This window comes from Shewanella sp. YLB-07, from assembly GCF_009377275.1.
In genome coordinates, this window is record NZ_VOQB01000015.1 from 17,723 (window position 1) to 31,369 (window position 13,647).

The window sequence follows — 13,647 nt, forward strand, 5'->3', positions numbered from 1 at the left end:
AGCGAAGGATGAGGGAATAATGGAATCTTCTGCCGCGATAAAAAACGTTTTTAATAAATCTTCTCTTTTTAGAGTTTTTGGCGCTTTTGTGCTGATTGTGAGTGCCTCATACGCTGCGGCCGAAAACCGCCTGGTGGATGTTAAATTCCACTCAGTTGTCGATCATCAACTGGAGCTGCAATTAATCTTCGAACATGAAGTGATGGCACCTGAAATCGATCTCAATGCATCACCCGCTGAAATTATCTTAGGTTTTAGCGGCAGTATCTCTGGGTTAGAGAAACAGACAATGCCAGTAAATACTGTCGGAGTTGAGAATATCAGTGTACGTCAAGTCGATGGCATGATGCGGGTGATAGTTACGCTGAATAAGGTCAAAGCCTATAAAGGCAAGCTTAAGGGCAATACCTATAATCTAACGATAAATGATGAGGTTGCCGATCGTAATGCCACGGCAGAAAATCCATTTATTAACGGGATTACAAATATCGACTTCAGACGAACTTCTGAAGGCGGCGGAGAATTATTAGTTAAGTTAAATAATAGTTCGGTGGCGGCTAACGTGAAGCAGGTTGGTTCTAAGCTAGAGCTGCAGCTTTATAATACCGATATTGGTTCAGATCTCTTGTATGTGATGGATGTACAAGATTTTGCAACTCCAGTGCGTAGCTTTGAAACTTTTAAAGAAGAATTAACGACGCGAATACTCATAGATATCTCAGGCCAATATGAATATAACTACAAACAAGAAGGCAGTCTGTTTCGCCTCAGCGTTAAGAAGGCTGATAAGCTGGCGGTAGTTAAAGAGGAGAAAAAATATGATGGACGCTCACTGTCTCTAAATTTTCAAAGTATCTCGGTGAGAACCGTGCTACAGATTATCGCGGATTATAACGACTTTAATTTAGTCACCAGTGATACCGTCGAAGGTGATATTACCCTGCGTCTGGATGATGTTCCCTGGGATCAGGCTCTGGACCTTATTTTGCAGACTAAAGGACTGGATAAGCGCATCGAAGGTAATATTCTTATGATAGCGCCAAGTGAAGAGTTGGCAATTCGAGAGAGTCAGCAGCTAAAAAATCAGCTTGAAGTAAAAGAATTAGCGCCATTATATTCTGAATACTTGCAGATAAATTATGCTAAAGCATCTGATATCGCTGAATTGTTGAAGAGTGAGGATTCGAGCCTGCTGACTTCACGGGGAAGTGCTGCCGTCGATGAACGTACCAATACTCTTTTAGTTAGAGACACCGAAGAGACGTTAGAGAATGTACACAGGTTAATCGAGGTACTGGATATACCTATTCGTCAGGTTCTCATCGAGGCTAGAATGGTGACGGTGAAAGATGATGTTTCGGAAGAGCTTGGTATTCAGTGGGGCATCACAGATCAACAAGGTGACAGAGGTACTTCGGGAAGTCTGGAGGGGGCCCAGAGTATAGCAAATGGCATCATCCCCGCTCTCGCTGACCGGCTAAACGTAGCATTACCCGCCGGAGCGGGGTCTGCAAGTATCGCGTTTCATGTCGCCAAGCTTGCCGATGGCACCATACTCGATATGGAGTTGAGCGCCTTGGAGAAGGAAGATAAGGGAGAGATCATCGCGAGTCCACGCATCATGACCTCTAATCAAAAAGCAGCTTATATCGAGCAGGGTGTTGAGATTCCCTATTTAGAGGCCAGTTCCAGCGGTGCTGCAACGATTAGCTTTAAAAAAGCAGTGTTGTCACTGCGGGTGACACCACAAATCACTCCTGATAATAGGGTTATATTGGATTTAGAGATCACTCAAGATTCTCAAGGCAAGGTGGTTTCTACCCCTCTGGGTGAAGCTGTTTCTATCGATACCCAGAGAATCGGTACTCAGGTACTGGTGAACCATGGTGAAACCATAGTCTTAGGTGGTATTTATCAACAAAACTTGATCAGCCGTGTGAGTAAAGTACCGATACTGGGTGATATTCCCTTCCTTGGTTTTCTTTTCAGGAGCACTACAGACAAGAATGAAAGGCAAGAGCTCTTAATTTTTGTTACGCCAAAAATTATCTCTGAAGACCTATAATATTAAATTATAACAAGTGGTTAGTCAGTACTTTGGTGCTGGCTATTTTGTTGGGTTAAGACTAATTTTACAATATGTGCGTACATGACTTGCCTTATGTGGTGTTTAACTGAGATAATCTGCGGTCAAGTCTCATTAGAGCAAGGTAACATTTTAGGTCGATTTTATTTTTCGAATCGACATCGGCAAACTTCATATAAGATTCAGACGTAATAGCAATGGCTGAGAAACGTAATATTTTTCTAGTAGGCCCTATGGGGGCTGGTAAAAGCACAATAGGCCGTCATCTAGCACAGATGCTGCACTTAGAGTTCCACGATTCAGATCACGAAATTGAGAAGCGTACTGGTGCTGATATCGCGTGGGTTTTTGATGTCGAAGGTGAAGAAGGTTTTCGCGTTCGTGAAACACAGGTCGTCGCTGACTTAACTGAGAAACAGGGTATTGTTTTAGCGACTGGCGGTGGTTCTATTCAGAGTAAAGAGATACGTAATAACCTCTCTGCTCGTGGAATCGTTGTCTATCTAGAGACCACAATTGATAAGCAAGTTGCTCGCACACAGCGAGATAAGCGTCGTCCACTGTTACAGGTTGACGATCCAAGAGAAGTCCTTGAAAATCTGGCTGTTACTCGTAATCCTTTGTATGAAGAGATTGCAGATGTCATCGTTAAAACCGATGAACAGAGTGCGAAGGTTGTGGCAAACCAAATCATCGAACAGTTAGGTTTCTAGGCGGAAAAATGAAGCAGATTCAGGTTGAACTAGGTGTAAGAAGTTACTCTATCGTTATTGGCCAGAATTTGCTGACTGGTGGTGAGCATCTTGCCCGTTACCTCCAAGATAGAAAGATTCTAATTGTTACGAATGACACTGTAGCGCCTCTTTATTTAGAGTCGCTACAGTCTCTCTTATCTGATTTTGACTGTGTTGAACCTGTCATCTTACCCGATGGCGAGCAATACAAGACATTAATTCAGATGGATGATATTTTTACCTCTTTATTGCAGCAAAACCTAGGCAGAGACACAGTTCTTGTTGCCTTAGGTGGTGGTGTGATCGGTGATATGACCGGCTTTGCCGCCGCGAGCTATCAAAGAGGCATAGATTTTATTCAAGTACCCACCACACTTCTCGCCCAGGTTGATTCATCTGTTGGCGGTAAGACGGCGGTGAATCATATTTTAGGTAAGAATATGATAGGTGCTTTCCATCAGCCTAAACTCGTGTTGATCGATACCAACTGCTTAGACACACTCCCCCCCCGAGAATTTGCTGCTGGTATGGCTGAGGTCATCAAGTATGGGATTATCTGGGATGGTGAGTTTTTTCAATGGCTAGAGAATAACGTTTCTCAGTTAAAGTCATTGGATAAAGAGTCACTAGAGTATGCCATAGGTCGATGCTGTGACATAAAAGCTGATGTGGTTGCCCAAGATGAAACTGAGAGAGGAGTGCGTGCACTGCTTAATTTGGGTCATACCTTTGGTCATGCCATCGAAGCTGAGATGGGTTACGGTGTCTGGTTACACGGTGAAGCAGTCTCTGCTGGCACAGTACTTGCTGCTAATACTGCAAGTCGGATGGGATTGATCGATGAGTCAATTGTTTGTCGAATCATTAAATTGTTCCAGGCTTTTGATCTACCTGTGGCCCCTCCGGAGTCGATGGATTTTGAACAATTCATCAAGCATATGCGGCGTGATAAGAAGGTACTTAAAGGTCAACTGAGGCTCATTCTTCCTGAAGCTATCGGTAAGTCAGGAATATACAGCGACGTGACCGATGAGATACTGGAACAGGTTCTTCGCCGCCCTTAGATTTTAGGTGTGTGAGTGATTTTAAACGACTCGATTTTACTACCTAGCCAAGAGACCTTAGTACAGAGGTTGCAACATGTTAGCCTCTATGGTCAACAGCTGATTGTTGTGACTGGCGGGCGAGGTTCAGGTAAGACAAGATTAATTACCTCGCTGGTTAATGAGCTGGAAGAGTTTAGCTCCGCGTTGGTAACTTGCCCCAAACACTGTGATAGCAGTGAAATTCGTCGAAAAATTTTAATTCAATTATTTTCAGAGCCAGTCTTTGATGATGAAATTTCTCTGTCTGAAACGATCCTCAGACTCGTATCATCTATGCCACAGGCGTCTTTTATTGTCTTGGACGATGCTCATTACCTTCCGATGGAACTCGTTGCTGAATGCATCGTGTTGAGCCAACTAAGGCTACCAGAGAAAACCATCTCCTTGACGTTAACCTGTGAGCTGGATTTTTTCGATGAGTTGGAGAGTCAGCTACCTGAAACCCTGAAAGAATCATTGCTGTCGATAAATATCGATCCACTCCTGATACAGGAGCGTGAAGCTCTGTACTACACTTTGCTGAGTCGTAGCGAACAAGATCCTTTTACTCCGCGAGAAATAGTCAGAAATCAGCTGGAGAAACAGACAGGGACGCCTCAAGAGGTAGTGAATTTATTAGAACTTTCTCTCAATGGGCTTACGGAGAAGGTGGTTGCAAACAAATGGTCTAAGCCTGTGATAGCAGGAGTATCAATACTCTTTTCCTTGTTACTCGCGAGTTATTATCTGTTTTCCCCTTCCGAGGTAAATGGCACATCGAGCGTCGCTCTAACAGTCATTGAACCTGATAGTGCGTCTTCCCCTTTGTCTCTATACGGGGAGCGGGTCTTAGCGGGTTATTTTGTTCTACATCACAGGCTAGCAGAGGGAAGAGAAGATTCTCAGGTTCCTGAGCCTGAGGAGCTAACCGAGCTTATTACTGGATCACTGGAGGGGGATAGCCATGAGGCTCAAGTTAAAAGCTCAGAAGAACAATCGCAATCAGCGGCCGATATTCAAGCAACTGGTGGCGGTGGCCCAGAAAGCTTCAAGATGGAAACCTTTAAAGGGTTAGAGGAGTTTGAGGCAATAGAGCTTGAGAAAGAGGAAGATAATTTCCCCATCGAAGAGGTCCATGAAAAGCGTACTCTTACCGGCTATACACTTCAACTTGCAAGTGTTAGAAAGATTAAATCCCTCAACAATATTTTAGCCGAGATAGAAGGAGAGCAGGATATTCAGCTTGCACGTCATGGAGAACGCTGGATAATACTCCTTGGTCACTTTCAAACTTTCGCTGCTGCGAATGAAAAATCCCGGGCGTTAATGCAAAAGTATCGTTTGAACTCTCTCTGGACCCGAGAATGGAAAAATTTAGTCGAATATCAGCTAGAAGAAGGGCTTGATGCTAATGATATTCCCCACTAAACAGAGTACAATCGTCACCTTCTTTTTTCTTAGCAATCAATCAATTTAGATGAGTAAAAAACAGAGAGCCTTTCTCAAATGGGCTGGTGGAAAATTTAAACTGATTGAAGCACTCTCAAAGCATCTTCCCGAGGGAGATCGTCTGGTAGAGCCTTTCGTAGGTGCAGGATCGGTATTTCTTAATACTGATTATACTACTTATCTACTATGTGATATTAATCAAGATCTTATTAATCTTTATAAGATAGTTCAGACCGAACCTGATAAATATATAGCCGCAGCTAAGGCCATGTTTGTACCTGAGATGAATGATAAAGAAGCTTATTACAAGGTGAGGACTGAGTTTAATCTCACCAAAGATCCTTTCATTCGCTCAGTTTACTTCCTCTATATGAACCGTCACGGTTTCAATGGCTTGTGTCGCTATAATCGAAAGGGCGGTTTCAATGTACCTTTCGGTTCCTATAAGAAGCCATACTTTCCCGAGAAAGAGCTGCGGGCTTTTTCAGAGAAAGCACAAGCTGCCGAGTTTAAGTGCGTAGGTTATGAGGAAGCATTCGAACTCACGGTTCAAGGAGACGTGGTGTACTGTGATCCCCCATATGCGCCATTGCCGTCTAAAGCGAGTTTTACTACCTATGTCGGTGCAGGTTTTTCCCTGGATGATCAGGCCTTGTTAGCCAGAAAGTCGAGACATACTGCTATTGACCGAGGTATTCCCGTATTGATCAGCAATCATGATACACCTCTAACCAGAGAGCTATATCATGGAGCGAGTTTAGATACGATTAAGGTACAGAGAAACATCAGCCAGAAAGGCAGTGCCAGAAAGAAAGTTGATGAGTTGATGGCCTTGTATGACCAACGCTACCACGGCGAGAATGACTAGCTTGGGCTATATACTTTGTGCTGAAGCTGGTTGTGAAGTACTAGCTCAGTACTAGCTTAACAATGAAGATAAGTGATAGTACCAGCCCAATCGCTAAGATAATTCCCATAATAATGAAAGGCAAAGGGGAGCTGCTTTGAAAGTCTCTTTGTCTGTTCTGCTCACTCTGAACACCCAGAAAAGCCGCTAAGGTACTCATAAAAAGTCGAAAGAGATTCGTTAGCACGACCGAGTAGTCTAGAAGCTATGTTGTGTATTGTTTGTCGGGGGGACATCGTCGAGTGGGCTCTCACTATGACCGTACAGCAGTTCCAATAGATCGACAAAATGTAGCTGGTTAGAACGACTCTTGCCCGCAAACCAAGTGGTCCAGCTCAGATCTTCTGTCTGACGTGCACAGCGGTTATTAGGATGGCTGGCTGGTAAAGAGGAGTTATAGCTGGAAGTGGAGCTGCTGCAGACGCAAGCTGAGGCCGACTCGGAAGCCGATAGGCTCTGGACACTCATCGCTGTGATTGCAATCGCACATGCAGTAACGGCAAGAACACTAGCAGATTTTATACTCGCTGTGAGCTTCTTTCCCTTTTCCATCATATTTCCCTTTATTCAACAGCCCTCGCAGGTCGCGTAATTATAACAAAGTAGATTGTATTTTGAACATATTTTTAAGCTGATTCATAATATCATATAAAGGTATGACTTTTTTGTACATGATCTTGTTTAATTTGACATCGGCTCTAGAGGCTTATGTCCGTAGAAGGTAGAATAGCGTACTTCTTAGACACTGTATGAGTTTGCTATGCGCCCTTTTCTTATCGCTCCCTCTATTTTATCTGCTGATTTTGCCCGTTTAGGCGAAGATGTAGATGCTGTTCTCAATGCCGGTGCCGATGTTGTTCATTTTGATGTTATGGATAATCATTATGTTCCTAACCTGACAATTGGTCCTATGGTATGTAAGGCATTGCGCGATTATGGTGTCACCGCCGATATTGACGTGCATCTGATGGTTAAGCCTGTGGATCGTATGATTGGCGATTTTGCCAGAGCAGGAGCATCGATCATCACATTCCATCCAGAAGCGACAGAGCATTTAGACAGAAGTCTGCAGTTGATCAAAGAGTCAGGCTGTAAGGCTGGTCTGGTATTCAATCCAGGTACACCATTACATTATCTGGATCATGTGATGGATAAACTCGATGTCATCCTATTGATGTCGGTTAATCCGGGTTTCGGTGGGCAATCTTTTATCCCCTCAACTTTAGATAAATTACGCCAAGTGAAGAAGCTGATCGATGCTAGCGGCTTCGATATTCGTCTTCAAGTCGATGGTGGCGTCAAGGTAGATAATATTGGCGAAATTGCCGCAGCGGGCGCAGACATGTTCGTCGCTGGATCTGCTATTTTCAATAAGCCGGATTATAAAGCCGTTATCGATGAGATGCGCAGTGAACTCGCTAAACTTGAGTCTTAATTTATGACATGTTGGAAAAACCTTAAGGCGATCGCATTCGATCTCGATGGTACACTCATCGACAGTGTTCCGGATCTTGCCGCCGCCACTCAGGCGACTCTGTCTGAGCTCGACTTACCAGCTTGTACTGAAGACCAAGTGCGCGGCTGGGTGGGGAATGGTGCTCAGATGTTAATGAGCCGGGCGCTAACTCATGCTCTGGAGCGAGAAGTCCTGCTGGATGAGTTAGAAAATTCCATGCCCAAGTTTATGCATCATTATCAAGATAATTTGCAACAGCATAGCCAGCTCTACCCCTATGTGAAAGAGATCTTAGCGCAATTAACGGCTCTTGGTTTTCCTCTGGCGATTGTCACCAATAAGCCCCATAGGTTTACCCTGCCACTGCTGGAAGCGTTCGACATCAGTCAACACTTCTCTCATGTTCTAGGTGGTGACTCTCTGGAAAGAATGAAGCCGGATCCCATGCCATTAACTCACCTTTTATCTCATTGGCAGCTCGAGCCCGATGAGCTCTTGATGGTTGGGGATTCAAAAAATGACATTTTAGCCGCAAAAGCCGCTGGTATTGCCTCGATAGGCTTGACCTATGGGTACAATTACGGTGAAGATATTGGGCTAAGTGACCCAGATGCGGTCTGTGAACAATTTAGTGAAATCATGGCGCTGGTAAACGGTAGCCTCAAAGTAACGGAGCAAGAAAACCTATGACTAACCCCGCAAAGCCCATAGTACTCAGCGGCGCACAGCCGTCTGGAGAGCTAACCATAGGTAACTACATGGGTGCATTGAAACAGTGGGTTGCTCTGCAAGACAGTCATGACTGTCTCTACTGCGTTGTCGATCTGCATGCCATCACAGTGAGACAAGATCCTAAAGCGCTCAGGGAAGCCTGCTTGGACACCTTGGCCTTATATCTTGCCTGTGGCGTCGATCCTAAGAAGAGTACGGTATTCATCCAGTCTCAGGTTCCCCAGCACACTCAATTAGGTTGGGCGCTGAATTGCTATACCCAGATGGGCGAGCTGAACCGCATGACTCAGTTTAAAGATAAGTCGCAGAAGCATGCTAGCAATATCAATGTGGGTCTGTTTGCCTATCCGGTACTGATGGCCGCCGATATTCTTCTGTATCAAGCCAATGAGATCCCTGTCGGTCAAGATCAGAAGCAACACCTAGAACTGACACGTGATATCGCGACTCGTTTCAATAATGCCTACGGTGAGACTTTTACCATTCCTGAGCCATTCATTCCTGAGCTTGGTGCTAAGGTTATGTCGCTGCAAGATCCGCTTAAGAAGATGTCTAAGTCTGACGATAACCGTAATAACGTTATTGGCCTACTGGAAGATCCTAAGAAGATCATGAAGAAGATTAAGAAGGCGATGACAGATAGCGATGAGCCACCTGTGGTTCGTTTCGATATCGAGAACAAGCCAGGTGTATCTAACTTACTCAGTTTGATGTCAGGTGTTACGGGTAAGAGTATTGCCGGTCTCGAAGCCGAATTTGAAGGCAAGATGTACGGCCATCTAAAAACTGCAACGGGCGAAGCGGTAGTGGAGATGTTAGAGCCACTTCAGGTGCGTTATCGTGAATTTAGAGAAGACACTACATTCTTGCATCAAGTGATGCGTGAAGGGGCTGAGAAGGCACAGGCTCGCGCCGAAGTTACCGTGAAGAAGGTTTACGAGAAAATAGGCCTTATTGTTTAGTCAGCCTATTTTCAGAGAAGTTAAGCTTGTCTAGCCTGACTTTATCAAATGAGTAAAACCAGTAGTCAGCACTACTGGTTTTTTATACAAAACTTACAGTTAGATTAATCCAGTCTCAGCGACGCTTTAACTACTGTAATCACTTCAGCTTACCGAGTATGAAGCTCATCTTATTTATTGTGTTAGTCATGTCACGATAGCGTGCGTGTATGGTGACCCATTACAATTTTAGTGTAGCCTTTTCCCTTGTCAAAGTGACCTTTATCTAACTCTAACTCTAATTCTGGCTCTGCTGGCTTAGCCAGTTGATGAAAGCGGCAATAGCGGGTTCTCTTACCCTGTTTTTTTTACAGCTAAAGTTAAATTCAAACCCGGTATAGATATCCGGTAGTTTTGGGCTGATAAGCCGGCCATCGGCAATATCTTTCATCACCATAAAATCTGAGGCTAGCGCAACTCCCTGTCCAGCAATCGCAGCCTCTATAGCAAGCAGAACGTGGCTGAATATATGTTCTTGCTGCGAGTCTGGAAACGACACCTTATTTTCCAATCCCCAGCGTTGCCAGTCGAGTCCAAGCGGCCCCTCATCTACGGTAAGTAGAGGCTGTTTAAATAAAGATGTGACTTCAATTGATTCACTTCTTTCGAAAAGTTCAGGACTACACACAGGAATGAGCCGTTCTTGGTGAAGCCGTTGATGCCAAAAACCTGGGTGGCCACTCTGACCGCTGATAAACATATCGGCGACGCTATCGGATAGCTCAGGATCATCGGTGATCATATTGAGTCTGATGTTGATGTCAGGGTGCTGTCGCCTAAAATCGCTAAGGCGTGGGATTAACCACTTTACGGCGAATGAGCTATAGACTGCGAGCCTGAGATCTTGGCTGTAACCACCGGATATTTTCTGATTTAATCTGCTTATGCTGTCGAGAATATGGCTCAATTCCTGATAAAGTAACTTGCCTTTCGATGTTAGTTGCAGCTGCCTTCCCTTCCGGATAAATAGCTTCTCAGAAAAATGCTCTTCGAGGACTCGTACCTGATGTGATACGGCGCTCTGAGTGATAAACAATTCATCGGCGGCACGGGAAAAGTGTTCCTGTCTGGCGGCGGCTTCGAACACTTGAAGTGCACGTAAAGGTGGGATTTTTCGCATATGTGAGTCCGGTATACTGGCCTTAGTATGAATCTAATTCATATAAGATGAGAAAGCATCATTTCAGCTTAAGTTTTTGTCTGGTTAACATGCCCCCCATTACACATAGATAATTTGAGAATTAACATGAAACCAACTGTCATGCTGGCACTAGGCTTACTCATCGGGGGCAATGTGTTTAGCGCACTCTATGATGTGTCCATAAAATGGCTTCCCGATGAGGCAAGTGCCGCGACTTTTTTGTTAGTCAGACAAGTGACATCGATCATGATGCTATTGCCCTTATGGTTTATTCTGGGTAAGCCTAAATCCAGTCATATAAAGCTGCATCTGGTTAGGGCGAATATTGGGGCTATTGGGGCTTTGTTGCTGATTATGGGGCTTATGTCGCTGCCACTCGCTACGGTAAGCTCACTATTTTACACGGCCCCGCTGATGATAGTCTTGATGGGCGCCTTGTTTTTAAAGGAGAGAATAGGGCCGATATCGAGTATCTCTAGCGCACTGGGGTTTATCGGTATACTCATCATACTAAGACCGAGTGAGATGAACTTATTCGGCATCTTGGTTCTGGCCGCGGCGCTAACATTTGCGATAAATCAGTTATTGTTGAAAAAGCTATCGGGGAGTGAGTCGCCTGTGGTGACGCTTATCTTGTATAACCTATTAAGTGTCCCCCCTGTGTTGGCTCTGGTGTTTTATCAAGGAATATCGGGACTCAGTTGGACTCTGGTGGGTATTGCTGTCGCTAGTAATCTATTCTTACTCCTGTACCAATGGCTGAGTGTTTTAGCCTATAGACGGGCTAAGGCGAGTGAAGTCGCCATTGCCGAGTACACGGGTCTAGTATTCTGTGTCTTCTTCGGTTGGTTGTGGTTTGGTGAGTGGTTAGATGGGCTGAGCTGGCTTGGCGCGGGATTTATTGTCTTGCCATCCCTGTTGTTGCCTTGGATATTTTCTGGCGTCAGCAAGCGTCAACTGATGGCTCGCATCGGTCAGTTTTATCCGAGCCAGAGAATGACTAAGAGGCGAAGCTAGAAAAGTAGAGGGTTAAGAATGGCTAGCAACCTGTAGATTCAAATCTGTTTGCTGTTTTCTGGCGTCAGCAAGCGTCAACTGACAGCTCGCATCGGTTAGTTTTATCCGAGCCATCGAATGACCAAAAAGATAGCGGCTACTGAGAGTGGTTAGGAGCCGGGAGACTCAAAGACCTTGACGACCTTGCGGACACCGGCGGTATTTCTGGCCACGTCGACCGCTAGGTCAACTTGATTTCTGGCTACAACACCGAGCAGGAAGACTTCGCCGTTTTCCGTGATCACCTTGATGCGTGTCACATCCAAATTGTCGGTATTTAACATCCGGCTTTTGACCTTAGTAGTTATCCAAGTATCATTACTTCTGGTGGTGAAGGAAGTTGGATTGCCTATGCGGATCTGATTGTGGATCTTACCGCCTAGCTTTAACTCCTGTACGGCACGGATCGCCTTATCCCTCAACATGGAATTTGGCGCCTGGCCGATCATCAATGTGTTACCGTTCATCACTACACCAGTAATGTTGGCCTGGTTTTTTACATCTTCAAGCTTGGCCAATTCACTGGAGATCTGGAAGTCTGCATTGGTATCATCGATCTGGGTCTGAAAACTCCGTTCATCGTTGACCATCATAGCGCCGCCGACCGCACCGAGCATTACGGCACCGGCGCAGCCTTGTAGCATGAGGATAACTGCCATTAACGGTAGTAATCGTCTCATGCTATTCTACCATTCCGAGTAAGTATCTGATCATTCAGCGGGAGTTCAAAGCGCTGTAGGCAAGGCGGATGTTTGAAGCTAATAGTTATTCTATATCGAGAACATGTAACGCAGCATAAAGGGCTTTGAAACCCGTACTGCGTGAGGCTCTCAGTGTTTCCACTTCGGTGTTGCATTGACTTAAAAGGGAATAACCATTTCCTCATCAATGCGCCTTGAATTGAAAAAAATGAGAGTCTCTGAACTGACCAGATACTTATATGGAATGGTATTAATCCTTGAATTGGCAGGTTTTGCATTACTGCTCATCCTGTGGGAAAAGAGTGCGATCTATGTTGTCACACAAGCAGTGAATGACAAGCAGGTGAACTTCTTGGATACGTGCCGTGCTGTTTGAAGGTACGCGTATCTCTACATCGTTGATACTAAGCAGGCCAGCCATAGGGCCGCCATCTTTACCCGTCAATGCTACGATAGTCATGTCTCGGCTTAATGCGGCTTCTATCGCTTTTATTACGTTGCCTGAGTTACCACTGGTTGAGATCGCCAGCAAAATATCGCCAGATTGTCCCAATGCTAAGATCTGCTTGGAGAAGATCTCGTCATAGCTGTAGTCGTTAGCTATGGCTGTAATAGTAGACGTATCGGTTGTCAGTGCAATTGCAGGTAGTGGCGGACGCTCCACTTCGAAACGATTTAATAGCTCGGCAGAGAAGTGTTGTGCATCTCCAGCGCTACCGCCATTACCACAGGCGAGGATCTTATTGCCAGCCAGCAGGCATTGAACCATCATCTGTGCCGCTTTCTCGATGGACTCAGGCAGAGCCTCAGAAGCATCGATTTTGGTTTGGATCGAATGAGTGAAGCTATCTTTAATACGTTCTAACATGGGGAAATCCTTAACTATATATCTGTTTGCTATCATGCCATAAGTCATTAGCTGCTTTGACATCAATGATTAAATTTTTTTAAAAAGCGTTCTTGAGCCAATATATTTGTGCTGGCTCTATCCCGATGAGATCGAATCGACAGATCACATCGAGATGTTTGAGCTGCATATAATGCTCGGCTGCCCGCCTCAATCTCTTTATTTGCTTCGCGCTCAGCGCATGTAACGGACCACCAAATTGACTCTTAGTGCGATATTTTACTTCGACAAAAATTAACGCTTTACCTTGGCGCATAACGAGATCGATTTCGCCAAATTTGTATCTGACATTTTGTTCGACGAAGGTCAGCCCCTGTTGTTCTAAGTATTTTCTCGCCTGGCTTTCGCCTAGCTGACCATGCTCATGTGGAATATGATTTTTATCGTCCATG

The 13,647-nt window shown here is 44.9% G+C and carries 15 protein-coding genes; 9 read left to right on the forward strand and 6 right to left on the reverse strand.

Annotation, left to right across the window (positions count from 1 at the left end; genetic code table 11):
• Positions 1 to 19 precede the first annotated feature (19 nt).
• From FS373_RS25440 to FS373_RS25460, 5 genes are all read left to right on the forward strand, one after another.
• Positions 20 to 2,065 carry a type IV pilus secretin PilQ gene (locus FS373_RS25440; protein ID WP_152830874.1) on the forward strand — a complete coding sequence of 682 codons (2,046 nt, stop codon included), beginning with the start codon at positions 20 to 22 and terminating at the stop codon, positions 2,063 to 2,065.
• 218 nt (positions 2,066 to 2,283) lie between these two features.
• A complete protein-coding gene (gene aroK / locus FS373_RS25445; RefSeq protein ID WP_144044550.1) occupies positions 2,284 to 2,799 on the forward strand; it encodes a shikimate kinase AroK in 516 nt (171 codons plus the stop codon).
• A gap of 8 nt (positions 2,800 to 2,807) precedes the next feature.
• The gene (gene aroB / locus FS373_RS25450; protein ID WP_152830875.1) at positions 2,808 to 3,884 is read left to right on the forward strand and encodes a 3-dehydroquinate synthase; all 1,077 of its coding nucleotides are present in this window, start codon (positions 2,808 to 2,810) and stop codon (positions 3,882 to 3,884) included.
• A 15-nt stretch (positions 3,885 to 3,899) separates the two neighbouring features.
• Positions 3,900 to 5,333 (forward strand): AAA family ATPase, encoded by a 1,434-nt coding sequence (locus FS373_RS25455; protein WP_322619567.1) that lies wholly within the window; start codon positions 3,900 to 3,902, stop codon positions 5,331 to 5,333.
• Positions 5,334 to 5,382: 49 nt separating this feature from the next.
• Positions 5,383 to 6,222: a Dam family site-specific DNA-(adenine-N6)-methyltransferase gene (locus FS373_RS25460; RefSeq protein WP_144044551.1), complete on the forward strand. Its 840-nt coding sequence runs from the start codon at positions 5,383 to 5,385 to the stop codon at positions 6,220 to 6,222.
• A 40-nt stretch (positions 6,223 to 6,262) separates the two neighbouring features.
• Here FS373_RS25460 and FS373_RS25465 read toward each other — a convergent pair whose 3' ends face one another.
• Positions 6,263 to 6,448 (reverse strand): DUF2970 domain-containing protein, encoded by a 186-nt coding sequence (locus tag FS373_RS25465; protein WP_185976936.1) that lies wholly within the window; start codon positions 6,446 to 6,448, stop codon positions 6,263 to 6,265.
• Positions 6,449 to 6,459: 11 nt separating this feature from the next.
• Positions 6,460 to 6,816, reverse strand: a complete 357-nt coding sequence (locus FS373_RS25470; protein WP_152830876.1) for a hypothetical protein — start codon at positions 6,814 to 6,816, stop codon at positions 6,460 to 6,462.
• A 205-nt stretch (positions 6,817 to 7,021) separates the two neighbouring features.
• Between FS373_RS25470 and rpe the strand changes: the two genes are divergently transcribed.
• Genes rpe through trpS form a run of 3 tightly spaced genes read left to right on the forward strand, consistent with a single transcriptional unit; the run spans position 7,022 to position 9,411 of the window.
• Positions 7,022 to 7,696 (forward strand): ribulose-phosphate 3-epimerase, encoded by a 675-nt coding sequence (gene rpe / locus FS373_RS25475; RefSeq protein ID WP_144044553.1) that lies wholly within the window; start codon positions 7,022 to 7,024, stop codon positions 7,694 to 7,696.
• A 3-nt stretch (positions 7,697 to 7,699) separates the two neighbouring features.
• On the forward strand, positions 7,700 to 8,407 hold the full coding sequence (locus FS373_RS25480; protein ID WP_144044554.1) for a phosphoglycolate phosphatase: 708 nt from the start codon (positions 7,700 to 7,702) through the stop codon (positions 8,405 to 8,407).
• Positions 8,404 to 9,411 carry a tryptophan--tRNA ligase gene (gene trpS, locus FS373_RS25485; RefSeq protein ID WP_144044555.1) on the forward strand — a complete coding sequence of 336 codons (1,008 nt, stop codon included), beginning with the start codon at positions 8,404 to 8,406 and terminating at the stop codon, positions 9,409 to 9,411. Before FS373_RS25480 ends, trpS begins: the two co-directional genes overlap by 4 nt.
• 277 nt (positions 9,412 to 9,688) lie before the next feature.
• On the opposite strand, the gene FS373_RS25490 is transcribed toward trpS, so the two are convergent.
• On the reverse strand, positions 9,689 to 10,570 hold the full coding sequence (locus FS373_RS25490) for a LysR substrate-binding domain-containing protein (protein ID WP_144044556.1): 882 nt from the start codon (positions 10,568 to 10,570) through the stop codon (positions 9,689 to 9,691).
• 126 nt (positions 10,571 to 10,696) lie between these two features.
• On the opposite strand from FS373_RS25490, the gene FS373_RS25495 reads away from it, so the two are divergent.
• On the forward strand, positions 10,697 to 11,608 hold the full coding sequence (locus FS373_RS25495) for a DMT family transporter (protein ID WP_152830877.1): 912 nt from the start codon (positions 10,697 to 10,699) through the stop codon (positions 11,606 to 11,608).
• A 149-nt stretch (positions 11,609 to 11,757) separates the two neighbouring features.
• On the opposite strand, the gene FS373_RS25500 is transcribed toward FS373_RS25495, so the two are convergent.
• From FS373_RS25500 to FS373_RS25510, 3 genes are all read right to left on the reverse strand, one after another.
• Entirely contained in the window at positions 11,758 to 12,327 is a 570-nt protein-coding gene (locus tag FS373_RS25500) for a BON domain-containing protein (RefSeq protein WP_144044558.1), read from the reverse strand.
• A gap of 298 nt (positions 12,328 to 12,625) precedes the next feature.
• Positions 12,626 to 13,216: a phosphoheptose isomerase gene (locus FS373_RS25505; RefSeq protein ID WP_144044559.1), complete on the reverse strand. Its 591-nt coding sequence runs from the start codon at positions 13,214 to 13,216 to the stop codon at positions 12,626 to 12,628.
• Between the two features lie 79 nt (positions 13,217 to 13,295).
• Entirely contained in the window at positions 13,296 to 13,646 is a 351-nt protein-coding gene (locus tag FS373_RS25510) for a YraN family protein (RefSeq protein ID WP_144044560.1), read from the reverse strand.
• Position 13,647 lies beyond the last annotated feature (1 nt).